At 71.6% G+C, this 14,050-nt stretch carries 11 protein-coding genes; 8 read left to right on the forward strand and 3 right to left on the reverse strand.

Going from position 1 to position 14,050, the window contains the following annotated elements; genetic code table 11:
* The first annotated feature begins 49 nt into the window (after nt 1-49).
* The 5 genes from IO36_RS30175 (at nt 50) to IO36_RS30195 (ending at nt 5,121) form a co-directional block, all read left to right on the forward strand.
* On the forward strand, nt 50-1,330 hold the full coding sequence (locus IO36_RS30175) for an MFS transporter (RefSeq protein ID WP_245173541.1): 1,281 nt from the start codon (nt 50-52) through the stop codon (nt 1,328-1,330).
* A complete protein-coding gene (locus IO36_RS30180) occupies nt 1,327-1,905 on the forward strand; it encodes an RBBP9/YdeN family alpha/beta hydrolase (RefSeq protein ID WP_037624322.1) in 579 nt (192 codons plus the stop codon). The genes IO36_RS30175 and IO36_RS30180 overlap by 4 nt, the downstream gene beginning before the upstream one ends.
* A 31-nt stretch (nt 1,906-1,936) precedes the next feature.
* Nucleotides 1,937-3,937 (forward strand): acetoacetate--CoA ligase, encoded by a 2,001-nt coding sequence (locus tag IO36_RS30185; protein ID WP_037624323.1) that lies wholly within the window; start codon nt 1,937-1,939, stop codon nt 3,935-3,937.
* A gap of 184 nt (nt 3,938-4,121) precedes the next feature.
* A complete protein-coding gene (locus IO36_RS30190; protein WP_037624324.1) occupies nt 4,122-4,496 on the forward strand; it encodes a hypothetical protein in 375 nt (124 codons plus the stop codon).
* Nucleotides 4,497-4,746: 250 nt separating this feature from the next.
* Nucleotides 4,747-5,121, forward strand: a complete 375-nt coding sequence (locus IO36_RS30195) for an ArsR/SmtB family transcription factor (RefSeq protein ID WP_051901078.1) — start codon at nt 4,747-4,749, stop codon at nt 5,119-5,121.
* Between the two features lie 30 nt (nt 5,122-5,151).
* Here IO36_RS30195 and IO36_RS30200 read toward each other — a convergent pair whose 3' ends face one another.
* Nucleotides 5,152-6,126, reverse strand: a complete 975-nt coding sequence (locus tag IO36_RS30200; RefSeq protein ID WP_037624325.1) for a helix-turn-helix domain-containing protein — start codon at nt 6,124-6,126, stop codon at nt 5,152-5,154.
* Between the two features lie 192 nt (nt 6,127-6,318).
* On the opposite strand from IO36_RS30200, the gene ligA reads away from it, so the two are divergent.
* Nucleotides 6,319-8,412 carry an NAD-dependent DNA ligase LigA gene (gene ligA, locus IO36_RS30205; RefSeq protein ID WP_078943527.1) on the forward strand — a complete coding sequence of 698 codons (2,094 nt, stop codon included), beginning with the start codon at nt 6,319-6,321 and terminating at the stop codon, nt 8,410-8,412.
* 169 nt (nt 8,413-8,581) lie between these two features.
* Here ligA and IO36_RS30210 read toward each other — a convergent pair whose 3' ends face one another.
* Together IO36_RS30210 and IO36_RS30215 are read right to left on the reverse strand one after the other, a co-directional pair.
* On the reverse strand, nt 8,582-9,073 hold the full coding sequence (locus tag IO36_RS30210; RefSeq protein WP_209441292.1) for a GNAT family N-acetyltransferase: 492 nt from the start codon (nt 9,071-9,073) through the stop codon (nt 8,582-8,584).
* Between the two features lie 203 nt (nt 9,074-9,276).
* Nucleotides 9,277-9,687, reverse strand: a complete 411-nt coding sequence (locus tag IO36_RS30215; RefSeq protein ID WP_037624328.1) for a Fur family transcriptional regulator — start codon at nt 9,685-9,687, stop codon at nt 9,277-9,279.
* A gap of 592 nt (nt 9,688-10,279) precedes the next feature.
* Here IO36_RS30215 and katG point away from each other — a divergent pair.
* A complete protein-coding gene (gene katG, locus IO36_RS30220) occupies nt 10,280-12,502 on the forward strand; it encodes a catalase/peroxidase HPI (RefSeq protein WP_037624329.1) in 2,223 nt (740 codons plus the stop codon).
* 131 nt (nt 12,503-12,633) lie between these two features.
* Entirely contained in the window at nt 12,634-14,034 is a 1,401-nt protein-coding gene (gene lpdA / locus IO36_RS30225; protein WP_037624330.1) for a dihydrolipoyl dehydrogenase, read from the forward strand.
* The last annotated feature ends 16 nt before the right edge of the window (nt 14,035-14,050 follow it).

Consider the following 14,050-nt stretch of genomic DNA (forward strand, 5'->3'; position numbering starts at 1 on the left):
TGCCGGCCCCATCCCCGGGACGGACCCGACCGCCTCGTCCGGATGGCCCGTGTCCCGTCGTTACGCCTGGGTGGTCTTCGCCCTCAGTTTCGGTCTGCTGCTGTCGGACTACATGTCCCGGCAGGTCCTCAACGCCGTCTTCCCGGACCTCAAGAGCGAGTGGCTGCTCACCGACGCGAAGCTCGGCACCCTCAGCAGCGTCGTCGCCCTCATGGTCGGCCTGCTCACCTTCCCGATGTCCCTGATGGCCGACCGCTGGGGCCGGGTCAAGAGCCTGCTGCTGGCCGCGGTGCTGTGGAGCGTGGCGACGCTCGGCTGCGCGGTCTCGGCGAGCTACGACCAGATGTTCGTCGGCCGGCTCTTCGTCGGCATCGGCGAGGCGGCCTACGGAAGTGTCGGCATCGCCGTCGTCCTGAGCATCTTCCCCATGGGCCTGCGGGCCACCCTGTCCGGCGCCTTCATAGCCGGCGGTGCCTTCGGCTCGGTCCTCGGTGTGTCGATCGGCGGCGCGGTCGCCCAGCACTTCGGCTGGCGCTGGGCGTTCGGCGCCATGGGCGTCTTCGGCCTGGTGCTGGCCGCGGTCTACGGCGTCGTCGTCACCGAGAAGAGGCTGACCCCGCCCGGCGGTTCGACCGACGCCGAGCCCGGTCCCCAGGGACGGCTGCGCGCGCTGCTGCCGCGGCTGTTCTCCTCCGTCTCGGTGATCAGCGCCTACGTGGGCAGCGGACTCCAGTTGTTCGTCGCCGCCTCACTGATGGCCTGGCTGCCCAGCTACTTCAACCGCTACTACGACATGCCGACCGCGAAGGCCGGCGCGACCGCCGGGATCTTCATCCTCGTCATCGGTGTCGGCATGATCGGCGGCGGCATCGTCTCCGACCGCCTCAGCCGGGCGTTCCCCATCCGCAAGTGGATGGTCGCCATCGGGTTCAGCATGGGCTCCCTCGTCCTGCTCATGGCGGCCTTCCGGCTGCCGACCGGTGCGCTCCAGCTGGCGGTCCTGGCCGCCGGTGCCCTGCTGTCGGCCGGCACGGCGGGCCCCGCGACCGCGATGGTCGCCAACCTGACCCCGGCGTCCATCTCGGCGACCGCCTTCGCCACCCTCACCTTCGCCAACAGCCTGCTCGGACTCGCGCCCGGCCCCGCCGTCACGGGTGCGCTCGCCGACGGCTCGAGTCTGCTCGGCGCCCTGCGGATCGTCCCGCTCACGGCGCTCGCCGCCACCCTCGCCTTCCTGGTCGGCCGCCACTTCTACGAGCGCGACCTGCTCCGGCTGACGAGCGGACCCGCCCCGGAGGCGCGGCCCGAGGAGGCGGTGGTGACCGCGTGAGCGCCTCGCCGGAACCGGTGGTCGTGATCGTCCCCGGACTGCGCGATCACGTGGCCGAGCACTGGCAGACCCTGCTGGCGGAGCGGCTGGCCGAGGCCGGCCGCACCGTCCGCACCGTCCCGCCGCTCACCGAGGACGGACTGAGCCGCGAGGCCCGGGTCGCGGTGCTCGACAAGGTGGTCGCCGAGGCCGAAGGACCCGTCGTGCTCGTCGCGCACAGCGCCGGGGTCATCACGACGGTCCACTGGGCCCAGGGAAGCACGGCACAGGTGCGCGGAGCGCTGCTCGTCACCCCGCCGGACTTCGACACCCCGTTGCCCGAGGGCTATCCGACGCCCGAGGTGCTCGGCGAGAACGGCTGGACACCGGTCCCCCGGACCCCGCTGCCCTTCCCGAGTGTCGTCGCGGCCAGCGCGAACGACCCTCTCGGCAGCGCCGAGCGGGTGGCGGCGCTGGCCACCGACTGGGGCGCCGCCCTGGTGGAACTCGGCGAGGTCGGCCATCTCAACCCCGCGTCCGGCTACGGCTCTTGGCCGCGGGCGGAAGAACTGCTCAGCGGCCTGGAAGCCGGCTGACCCGCCGCGTCCAGCCCAGAAAGGCACCCCGATGAACACCGACACCGACCTGCTCTGGTCCCCCGGTCCCCGCGAGTTGGAGCACTCCAACGTCGCGGACTTCATGACCTGGGTGGGCGAGACCCGGGGACTCAGGTTCTCCGGCTACGCCGAGCTGTGGCGGTGGAGCTCCACCGACCTCGCGGGCTTCTGGTCGGCGGTGTGGGAGTTCTACGGGCTGGACGCGGTCAGCGGCTACGACCGGGTGCTGGGCGAGGCCTCGATGCCCGGCGCCGACTGGTTTCCCGGCGCCCGGCTGAACTTCGCCGAACGCTGCTTCGCCCGGGCCACGGACACCCGCCCCGCCCTCGTCTGCCTGACCGAGGACGGCACGCCCGAGGAGACCTCCTGGCAGGAACTGCGGCGGCAGGTCGCCGACGTGGCGGCGGCGCTGCGCGGGATGGGCGTGGAGCCCGGCGACCGCGTGGCCGGCTACCTCCCCAACCTGCGCCAGACCGTGGTGGCACTGCTCGCCACGGCCGCGGTCGGCGCCGTGTGGACGGCCTGCTCCCCGGACTTCGGCACCCCGAGCGTGCTCGCCCGGCTCCAGCAGGCCCGGCCCACCGTCCTCGTGGCGGCGGACGGCTGCCGCCACGGCGGCAGGACCTACGACAAACGCCCCGACGTCGCCGAACTCGTGGACGGCCTGCCTACCCTCCGTCATCTCCTCGTCGTCGACAGTCTCTTCCCGGCGCCCACCGAGCCGTGGTCCGCCCGGCCGGACGTGCGCCGGCACACCTGGTCCGCGCTGCCGACGGCGCAGGGCCCGCTCGCCTTCGCCGACGTGCCGTTCGGCCATCCCCTCTGGATCCTGTGGTCCTCGGGGACCACGGGCATCCCCAAGGGGATCGTGCAGAGTCACGGAGGCATCGTGGTGGAGCTGCTCAAGGCCCTGGGCCTGGGCGTCGACCTGCGCCCCGAGGACCGCTACCTCTTCATCACCTCCACCAGCTGGATGGTGTGGAACTTCCTGGTCGGCGGACTGCTGCACGGCAGCACCGTCGTCCTGTACGACGGCAGCCCGACGTATCCCGGTGTCGACGGCGCCTGGGAGATCGCCGAGCGGACGGGCGCGACCGTGCTCGGACTGGGCGCGGCCTATCTGACCGCCGCGGAGAAGGCGGGCAGCCGCCCCGCGGACACCTACGGGCTCGGGAACCTGCGGACCGTCCTGCAGACCGGGTCGACGCTGCCGCCGAGCACCTGGCACTGGGTCCACGAACGGCTGACACCGGGGGTGCGGCTCCAGTCCATCTGCGGCGGCACCGACGTGTGCTCGGTCCTCGCGGGGAGCACCCCGCTGCTGCCCGTGCGGGCCGGCCGGATCCAGGCCCCCGCCCTCGGCGTCGCCCTGGCCTCCTGGGACCCGGAGGGACGCCCGCTGACCGGTGAGCAGGGCGAGCTGGTGGTGACCGCACCGCTGCCGTCCATGCCGCTGCACTTCGTCGGCGACCCGGACGGCGCCCGTTACCGGGCCAGCTACTTCGACACCTACCCCGGTGTCTGGCGGCACGGTGACTGGGTCACCGTGGACGCCGACCTCTCGGTCGTCGTCGCGGGCCGCTCCGACTCCACCCTGAACCGCTCGGGCGTGCGCATGGGGTCCGCCGACATCTACGCCGTGGTCGACCGGCTCCCCGAGATCGCCGACAGTCTCGTCCTCGGCGTCGAACAGCCCGACGGCGCCTATTTCATGCCGCTGTTCGTCGTGCCCGCCGACGACGCGGAGCTGGACGACACCCTGCGCGCGAGAATCGTCTCGGCCATCAGGAGCGGGCTGTCCCCGCGCCATGTGCCCGACGTCATCGTGCGGGTCCCGGCCGTCCCGCGCACGCTCACCGGCAAGAAGCTCGAAGTCCCGGTCAAGCGGGTCCTCCAGGGCGCCCGCCCCGGCGAGGTGAGCAGCCCCGGGTCCGTCACTCATCCGGAGATGCTGACGTGGTTCGCGGAGTTCGCGGCCCGCGAGGCGGGTGCGGGGCGGCTTCGCTCGTGAACGACATTCGTGATCATCCACCAGTCAAAGGCGATCAATTCAACGCCTCCCGAAGTGCTCTTCGGCGCTCCTTCCGCCAGTCCCGAAACAACCCGGCCGCCCACTGCGGACGGTCCGTAGGGTCCGGGTCACCGGCCGGTCGGGAACTCCTCCGTCCGCGCGGTGACCCGAAGGAGACATCGGTATGGCAAATGTGGAGATCTCCCTCAAGGAGACGATGACGTCGATCGAGGGCGCGCTGGGCGTGGCCCTCGTCGACTACACGAGCGGCATGGCCCTGGGCACGCTGGGGGGCGGCAAGGACCTCGACCTCAACGTCGCCGCGGCCGGCAACACCGACGTGGTCCGTGCCAAGGTGCGCACCATGGAGCACCTCGGGCTCAAGAGCAAGATCGAGGACGTACTCATCACGCTCTCGGGTCAGTACCACCTGATCCGGCCGCTCACGGGCCGCGACGGCAACGGCCTGTTCCTGTACCTCGTGCTCAACAAGGCGACGTCCAACCTCGCCATGGCCCGCCACCAGCTCGCGCGCATCGAAGCCGAACTAGAGGTGTAGACAGCCACGTCCTCCGCGCCTTCGCATGCCCACGACTTGAAGACTTCTTCAATTAGGTAAATCCAGATCGAGTCAATCACGTGGGCATGCGGAGGCGGAGCCGCCAGGATCGGTCTTCGGGCACGGTTCGCGGCGGGCGGGCGGACGACCACCGCACGAGCCGGAGAAACAGCCCGTCCCCAGGCGGCAGGGAGCGAACGATTTGACCAGGCAGGTTCCCCTCTACCAGGCCAAGGCCGAGTTCTTCCGCATGCTCGGACACCCTGTGCGCATCCGCGTCCTGGAACTGCTGCAGACCGGCCCGGTGTCCGTGCGTGACCTGCTCAGCGAGATCGAGGTCGAACCGTCCAACCTGTCGCAGCAACTGGCGGTGCTGCGCCGCTCGGGCATCGTGGTGTCCATCCGCGAGGGCTCGACCGTCAGTTACGCGCTCGCGGGCGGCGACGTGGCGGAACTGCTGCGCGCCGCCCGCCGCATTCTCACCGAACTGCTCGCCGGACAGACCGAGTTGCTGGCCGAGCTGCGGCAGGCCGACGACGACCCGGTCCTGCCCCCCGGTCCGCGCGAGGCGGACCTCGTCGTCACCCGCTCCGCGCGGCCCTCACCCGCCGTGCGCGGACGCTGACGGCCGCCCCGGACGCGCCGTCGGGGCCCCTCAGGCCCAGCCCTTGCGCGCGGCGTGCCAGCCGAGCTGGATGCGGCTCTCGGCACCGGCCCGCGCCATCAGCTCACCGATCCGCCGCTGCACGGTCCGCCGGGACACTCCGAGACGGGCCCCCACCGCCTGGTCGGTGAGCCCAGCGAGCACGAGGGCCAGCATCCGGGCGTCGAACTCGTCTATCTCGTCCGGGCGTTGCTCCACGAGGCCGTCTCCCGCCGTGTGCGGCGACAGGGGGTACGCCTGCTCCCAGGCCAGCTCAAAATAGGCGACGAGGGCGTCCAGCAGCCCTCCCGGGTGCACCAGCACCGAGTCCGCGGCGGTGTTGCGGCCGCTGAACAGGGGCAGCATGGCCAGGTCGTGGTCCGCGATCATCAGCTTGACCGGCACCTCGTCGGCGACCCCGATCTGCTGTCCTTCGGCCAGCACGGCGAGGGCCTGGGCGACCACGCCCGGTTCGGTCAGCGCGTCCCGGTGCAGGATCGTCCGGTAGAGCACGCCCCGGCGGATCCCGGCCCCCTCCGCGGTGTTGTCGTCGCGCGTGACGACGCGCTGTTCGGGGACCATCATCGAGCGCACCTCGTGCCGGGCGGACTCCTGGAGCTGCCGGAACCGGTGCCGCACGGCGTCGATGTCGCTGATCACCTCCACCACGCCGCCCTCGGCTCCGGTGCGGTGCTGCTCCGCCAGGGTGAGCACCGCATGCTCCGCCGCGCTCAACTCGTCGCGGCGGCGCCGCAGTTCGCCACCCAGCGCGACCGCGGGAGGCGCGGCCACGAACAGCGTCTCGGAGCCCTCGACCGGCTGGGGCACGACGAGGCCCCGCTCGGCCAGGGCGGTGATCAGGTCGTGCGTCTCGGGCTCGGGACGGCCGCTGTGGACCGCCAGTTCGGCGACGGCCGCCCGTCCGCGCGCCACCAGGAGACGGTAGATCTCCTCCTCGGCCGGACCGAGACCGAGCGCGGCGAGCATGGGCCACTCCTTGAAGTCGGCTGGTGGGGGCCGGGCGGGGCGCCGCCGGGGAGGCACGCGTTCCGCTCGCTCCCCAGGTCTACTTCACCGCCGGGGCCCCTGTCACCTCCGCGTGAGGCAGTTGCCCGCATCGCCCGAAGTGTGTGTCCGGACGAGGCCGCCGAAGGGGCATTGTCAGTGGTGGCAGGCAGGATGGCGGGTATGACAACACCTGTTGCAGTGATCGTGGACGCCGTCGCCTACGCGCAGGCGGTCGAGGACGCGGTGAAGGCGTCCGCCGCCTACTACGCGGGCGGCACCTCCGTGCTCGACGACGACGCGTACGACCGGCTGGTGCGGGGCATCGCCGCGTGGGAGGCCGCCCATCCCGATCAGGTGCTGCCCGAGTCGCCGACCGGAAAGGTCGCCGGCGGCGCCGTCGAGGGGGACGTTCCGCACACGGTGCCGATGCTCAGCCTGGACAACGTCTTCTCGGCCGAGGAGTTCACCGCCTGGACGGCGTCGCTGGCCCGGCGTACCGGTCACGAGGTGGAGCGGTTCAGCGTCGAGCCCAAGCTCGACGGCCTCGCCATCGCCGCGCGCTACCACCAGGGCCGGCTCACCCGACTGATCACCCGCGGGGACGGCACCGCAGGTGAGGACGTCTCGCACGCGATCGGCACGGTCGAGGGCCTGCCCGGCGAGCTCGCCGAGCCCCTCACCCTGGAGGTACGCGGCGAGGTCCTGATGACGACGGCGCAGTTCGAGCACGCCAACGAGGTGCGCACCGCGCACGGCGGGCAGCCCTTCGCGAACCCGCGCAACGCGGCGGCGGGCACACTGCGGGCCAAGGAGCGCGCCTACACCGTTCCGATGACCTTCTTCGGCTACGGACTGCTGCCGGTGCCCGGCACCGACGCGGACACGGCCGCCGGGCTCGACGACCTCGCGCACAGCGAACTGATGGCGCGGGCGGCCGGGCTGGGCGTGAACACCACCGCGAGCACGGCCGTCCCCGGCATCACGGCGGCGTCCGTCGAGCAGGTGCTGGCCCGCGTCCAGGAGATCGCGGCGCTGCGCGCCGAGCTGCCGTTCGGGATCGACGGGATCGTCGTCAAGGCCGACCTGGCGGCCGACCAGCGGGCCGCGGGGTCCGGCTCGCGCGCGCCGCGCTGGGCGATCGCCTACAAGCTCCCGGCCGTCGAGAAGATCACCCGGCTGCTCGAGGTCGAGTGGAACGTCGGACGTACGGGCATCATCGCCCCGCGCGGCGTGCTGGAGCCGGTCGAGATCGACGGCTCGACCATCACGTACGCGACCCTCCACAACCCGGCGGACATCACGCGGCGCGATCTGCGGCTCGGCGACCATGTGATGGTCCACCGCGCCGGGGACGTCATCCCCCGGATCGAGGCGCCTGTGGCCCATCTGCGCACGGGTGAGGAACAGCCCATCGTCTTCCCCGAGTCGTGCCCGAACTGCGGTTCCGGCATCGACACCAGCGAGCAGCGCTGGCGCTGCGAGCAGGGCCGCAACTGCCATCTGGTCGCCGCGCTCTCGTACGCCGCGGGCCGCGACCAGCTCGACATCGAGGGACTCGGCCACACCCGGGTGGTGCAGCTCGTCGAGGGCGGTCTGGTGACCGATCTCGCCGGTCTCTTCGCTCTGACCCGCGAGCAGCTCCTCGGTCTGGAGCGGATGGGCGAGACCAGCACCGACAACCTCCTCGCGGCGATCGAGACGGCCAAGGGCCGGCCGCTGTCCCGGGTGCTGTGCGCGCTCGGGGTGCGCGGCACGGGCCGGTCGATGTCCCGGCGCATCGCCCGGTACTTCGCGACGATGGACGCGATCCGCGCGGCGGACGCGGAAACGATCCAGCGGGTCGAGGGCATCGGCACGGAGAAGGCGCCCTCGATCGTGGCGGAACTGGCCGAGCTCGCGCCGCTCATCGACCGGCTCGTCGCCGCCGGGGTCAACATGACCGAGCCCGGGGCCACCCCGCCGCCCGCACCCGGCGAGGAAGGCGCCGAGGCGGCGGAGGGCGGGGCGGCCGGCGGTCCGCTGGCCGGGATGACGGTGGTGGTCACCGGCGCGATGACCGGGGCGCTGGAACAGCTCAGCCGCAACCAGATGAACGAGCTCATCGAGCGGGCCGGCGGCCGCTCCTCCTCCAGCGTGTCGAAGAAGACGACCCTGGTCGTCGCGGGAGAGGGCGCCGGGTCCAAGCGTGCCAAGGCCGAGACCCTGGGGATCAGGCTGGCGGCGCCGGAGGAGTTCGCCGAGCTGATCGCCGACTTCCTCTCCTGACGCCAGCTCTCCGGGAGGGTTCGCCCCCTCCCGGCCGCCACCCACCCGGAGCTGTGCCTCGCGGCCGCGGGCCACGGGGCCGTCCTTCGTGACCGCCGCCCGCGCGGAGCTGTCCCTCCCGGCCGCCAACCACGCGGAGCCATCCCTCGCGACCGCCACCCGTGCGGAGCTATTCCTTGCGGCCGAAGCCCCCGCGGGGCGCGCCGACCCGCCGGGCCAGCACCTGGCCCGGCCAGGCCCCGGACAGGAACGGCTCGGTGGGGGTGAATCCCTGGCGCTCGTAGAACGCCACGAGTTCGCCTCCGCCGCCCGCCCAGCAGTCGACCCGCAGCAGCTCGACGCCGGCCCGCCGGGTCTCCTCGGCGGCGTGGGCCAGCAGGGCGGCCCCGATGCCCCGGCCCTCGTACCGGCGGTCGGACACCAGCAGCCTGACGTAGCGCTCGGGTTCCCCGGCGGGCTCGATCGGCATCTGCGGATTTGGCCCGTTGTCGAGGACCACCGCTCCGACGGGCGTCCCGTCCGCCTCGGCGAGGAAGGCCGCGTTCTCGGTCATGTACCGGTGGACCAGCTCCACCATGCGCGACGACGTCGAGAACGGGGTCGTGCCCCACTGCTCGGTGTTGCCGCGGGCGTTCATCCAGACCACCGCTCCGTCGAGCATGTCCAGGATCGCCGGTGCGTCGGACGGGCCGCCCGGCCTGATCCCTATCTCCCGCGAGATGTTCCGCTCTGTCTCGTTCACGCCGGAAGCCTAGGCGGCACGGGTGGGCCGCCACAGGTCCTGTCGCCGGAAGGATCACCGCCGGCGAGCCGGCCGGCCCGTCGGTGTCCATGGTCGGACGTCGGCCGGGTTCCGGGCGGATGCTAGGCGCAGGACGGGCACAGCCCCCGGTAGGTGACCTCGACGGCGGCCACGGTGAATCCGAAGCGTTCCGTCGCCGGCAGGTCGGCCAGCGGGTTGCCGGTCGGGTGGACGTCACGGACGGTGCCGCAGCTGGAGCACACCAGGTGCTGGTGCGGGTGGTGCGCGTTCGGGTCGTAGCGCTTGGCCCGCCCGTCGGTGGAGACCTCGATGACCTCACCGAGCGAGACCAGTTCTCCCAAGGCGTTGTAGACGGTCGCCCGGGAGATCTCGGGCAGCCGCTCGACCGCGCGGGCGTGCACCTCGTCGGCGGTGAGGTGCACGTGGTCGCCGTCGAGGACCTCCGCAACGACTCGCCGCTGGGAGGTCATGCGCCAGCCGCGCCCTCGCAGTCGTTCCAGCAGGTCACTCATATCGGTTCACCTTTTCGGGATCAGTGGGAACCCGCAGTTTATCTGTGCGCATCCTGGGTCCGATCGGATATGGGTCTGGTGTCCTTCTTGACTTGGACTCTGTCCATCGTAGGATCGGTTTTGGCACTGGCCAAGGGACAAGAACACTTCGGTACGGGCAGGAGAGACACAGATGTCGGGACCACCGCCGTGGAACCACACGGCGCCGGTCTGCGGGTGACGGCCGTCGTGACCTGCAGCCCGGGACCCTCCCGGAACCCCGGACCCCCTCGGCGACGACACCGTCGCCGCCGTGGCGGGCGCCTCGGCGCCGTACCTCCCCGCACGACCCGCACAGCCCTCCGTCCGCTCGCCGTGGCGGGATGCGTACCCCGTTCCGGACCGGCCCAGCCGGTCCGGGGCGTGCCGTGTACGCCGTCCGCGTCCCCGGCCGTGCGGCCGGCCGGCCCCTTCGTCCGTTTCCACCCGAAGACCGCGGCCTCCCCGTCGACCCCGTCGGCGGTTCCGAGGCCCACCGCCGGGGCTCCGCCCCGGTCGTTCCCCCCACCCGCAGTCGCTGAGCACCGAGATCGGCCCTTCCGGAAGGATTCCCATGTCTGAGAACCATGACGCGATCGTCACCGACGCGAAAACGGAGGGCGCAGGCGGCTGCCCCGTCGCGCACGAGCGCGCTCCGCACCCGACCCAGGGCGGCGGAAACCGTCAGTGGTGGCCGGAGCGGCTCAACCTGAAGATCCTCGCCAAGAACCCCGCCGTGGCCAACCCGCTCGGCGAGGACTTCGACTACTCCGCCGCCTTCGAGGCCCTCGACCTCGCCGCCGTGAAGCAGGACATCGCCGAGGTCCTCACGACCTCGCAGGACTGGTGGCCCGCCGACTTCGGCAACTACGGCCCCTTCATGATCCGTATGGCCTGGCACAGCGCGGGCACCTACCGCATCAGCGACGGCCGCGGCGGCGCCGGCGCCGGTCAGCAGCGCTTCGCGCCGCTGAACAGCTGGCCGGACAACGGCAACCTGGACAAGGCCCGCCGTCTGCTGTGGCCCGTCAAGAAGAAGTACGGCCAGAGCCTCTCCTGGGCCGACCTCATGATCCTCACCGGCAACGTCGCCCTGGAGCAGATGGGCTTCGAGACCTTCGGCTTCGCCGGCGGCCGCGCGGACGTGTGGGAGTCCGAGGAGGACGTGTACTGGGGTCCCGAGAAGGTCTGGCTCGACGACGAGCGCTACACCGGCGACCGTGAGCTCGAGAACCCGCTCGGCGCCGTCCAGATGGGCCTCATCTACGTCAACCCCGAGGGCCCGAACGGCAACCCGGACCCGATCGCCGCGGCCCGCGACATCCGCGAGACGTTCCGCCGGATGGCGATGAACGACGAGGAGACGGTCGCCCTGATCGCGGGCGGTCACACCTTCGGCAAGACCCACGGCGCGGGCCCGGCGGAGAGCGTCGGCGCCGACCCCGAGGCCGCCCCGATCGAGGCCCAGGGCCTGGGCTGGAAGAGCACGTACGGCACCGGCAAGGGCGCCGACGCGATCACCTCCGGCCTCGAGGTCACCTGGTCGAACACGCCGACCCAGTGGAGCAACGGCTTCTTCGACAACCTCTTCGGCTACGAGTGGGAGCTCACCCAGAGCCCCGCCGGCGCCAACCAGTGGAAGCCGAAGGACGGCGCGGGCGAGGGCACCGTCCCGGACGCGCACGACCCGTCGAAGAAGATCGCCCCCTCGATGCTCACGACGGACCTGTCGCTGCGCGTCGACCCGATCTACGGACCGATCTCGCGGCGCTTCCACGAGAACCCGGCCGAGTTCGCGGACGCCTTCGCGCGGGCCTGGTACAAGCTGACCCACCGCGACATGGGCCCCAAGTCCCTCTACCTCGGCCCCGAGGTTCCCGAGGAGACCCTGCTGTGGCAGGACCCGCTGCCGGAGGCCGAGGGCCCGGTCATCGGCGCCGAGGACGTCAGCGCCCTCAAGGCGAAGATCCTCGCCTCGGACCTGACGGTCTCCCAGCTCGTCTCCACCGCCTGGGCGTCGGCCTCGACGTTCCGCGGCAGCGACAAGCGCGGCGGCGCCAACGGCGGCCGCATCCGTCTCGAGCCGCAGCGCGGCTGGGCGGCCAACGACCCCGACACGCTGGCGGGCGTGCTGCGCACGCTGGAGGGCATCCAGCGCGACTTCAACGCCGGCGACAAGCACGTCTCGCTGGCCGACCTGATCGTCCTCGGCGGCGTCGCCGCGGTCGAGAAGGCCGCCAAGGACGCCGGTCACGACGTCCAGGTTCCCTTCACCCCGGGCCGCGTCGACGCGACGGACGAACACACCGACGCCGAGTCCTTCGCCGCGCTGGAGCCGACCTCGGACGGCTTCCGCAACTACCTCGGCAAGGGCAACCGGCTTCCGGCCGAGTACCTGCTGCTCGACCGGGCCAACCTGCTGACCCTGAGCGCGCCCGAGCTCACCGTCCTCGTCGGCGGTCTGCGCGTCCTCGGCGCGAACCACGGGCAGTCCTCGCACGGTGTCCTCACCGCGACGCCCGGACAGCTCACCAACGACTTCTTCGTCAACCTGCTCGACCTGGGCACGACGTGGAAGGCGACCTCCGAGGACGCGACCACCTTCGAGGGCCGCGACGACGCCACCGGCGAGGTCAAGTGGACCGGCACGCGTGCCGACCTCGTCTTCGGCTCGAACTCCGAGCTGCGCGCGCTCGCCGAGGTCTACGCGAGTGACGACGCCGGGGCGAAGTTCGTGAAGGACTTCGTCGCCGCCTTCGACAAGGTCATGAACCTGGACCGGTTCGACCTCGTCTGAGTCCCCCGCTCGGCCTGAGGGCCGGCCCCACCCGGGGCCGGCCCTCTCGCGTGCCACGCCACCGGCGGCCCCGGGCCCCACGGCCGCGCCCGTCCCGTCGCCGGGGGCGCTCGCGTTCTAGGCTGGCCGCCATGAGCGCACACTTTGACGTGGTGGTCCTGGGCGCCGGCCCGGGAGGATATGTAGCGGCGATCCGGGCCGCCCAGCTCGGACTCAGCACGGCGATCATCGAGGAGAAGTACTGGGGCGGTGTGTGCCTGAACGTGGGGTGCATCCCGTCGAAGGCGCTGCTGCGCAACGCGGAGCTGGCCCACATCTTCACCCAGGAGGCGAAGACCTTCGGCATCCAGGTGGACGGCGAGGTGAGCTTCGACTACGGGGCCGCCTTCACCCGCAGCCGCAAGGTGGCGGACGGCCGCGTCAAGGGCGTCCACTACCTGATGAAGAAGAACAAAATCACCCAATACGACGGCCGCGGCACCTTCCGCGACGACCGCACCCTCGACGTCGCCCTGTCCGACGGCGGCACGGAGACGGTCACGTTCGGCCACTGCATCATCGCCGCCGGCGCCACCACCAGGCTGCTCCCCGGCACCTCCCTGAGCGAGCGGGTGGTGACGTACGAGGAGCAGATCCTCTCCGACACCCTTCCGGACAGCATCGTCATCGCGGGCGCCGGCGCCATCGGCGTGGAGTTCGCCTACGTCCTGCACAACTACGGCGTGCAGGTCACCCTCGTCGAATTCCTCGACCGGATCGTGCCGTTGGAGGACGAGGAGGTATCCGCCGAACTGGCCCGCCGTTACAAGCGGCTCGGCATCAACGTGCTGACCTCCACCCGGGTCGAGGCGATCGACGACTCCGGGGACAAGGTCAAGATCATGGTGACCACGGGCGGCCAGAGGCAGACGCTGGAGGCCGGCAAGGTGATGCAGGCGATCGGCTTCCAGCCGCGTGTGCAGGGCTACGGGCTGGAGAACACCGGGGTCAAGCTGACCGACCGCGGGGCGATCGACATCGACGGCCGCTGCCGTACGAGCGTGCCGCACATCTTCGCCATCGGTGACGTGACGGCCAAGCTGATGCTGGCCCACGCGGCCGAGTCGATGGGCATCGTGGCCGCCGAGACGATCGGCGACGCGGAGACGATGGAACTCGACTACGTGATGATCCCCCGCGCGACCTACTGCCAGCCGCAGATCGCCAGTTTCGGCTGGACCGAGGCGCAGGCGCGCGAGCGGGGCTTCGACGTCAAGGTGGCGAAGTTCCCGTTCACGGCGAACGGGAAGGCCCACGGTCTCGGCGAGACGGCCGGGTTCGTGAAGATCCTCAGCGACGCCCGCTACGGCGAACTCCTCGGCGCCCATCTGATCGGCCCCGAAGTCACCGAGCTGCTCCCGGAGTTGACGCTCGCCCAGCAGTGGGACCTGACGGTGCACGAGGTCGCGCGCAATGTGCACGGGCACCCGACGCTCGGCGAGGCGGTCAAGGAGGCGATCCACGGGCTGGCGGGTCACATGATCAACATGTGACCCGCGACAATCACCC

The organism is Streptomyces aureus, assembly GCF_000725495.1.
GTDB classification, from domain to species: Bacteria; Actinomycetota; Actinomycetes; order Streptomycetales; family Streptomycetaceae; genus Streptomyces; species Streptomyces aureus_B.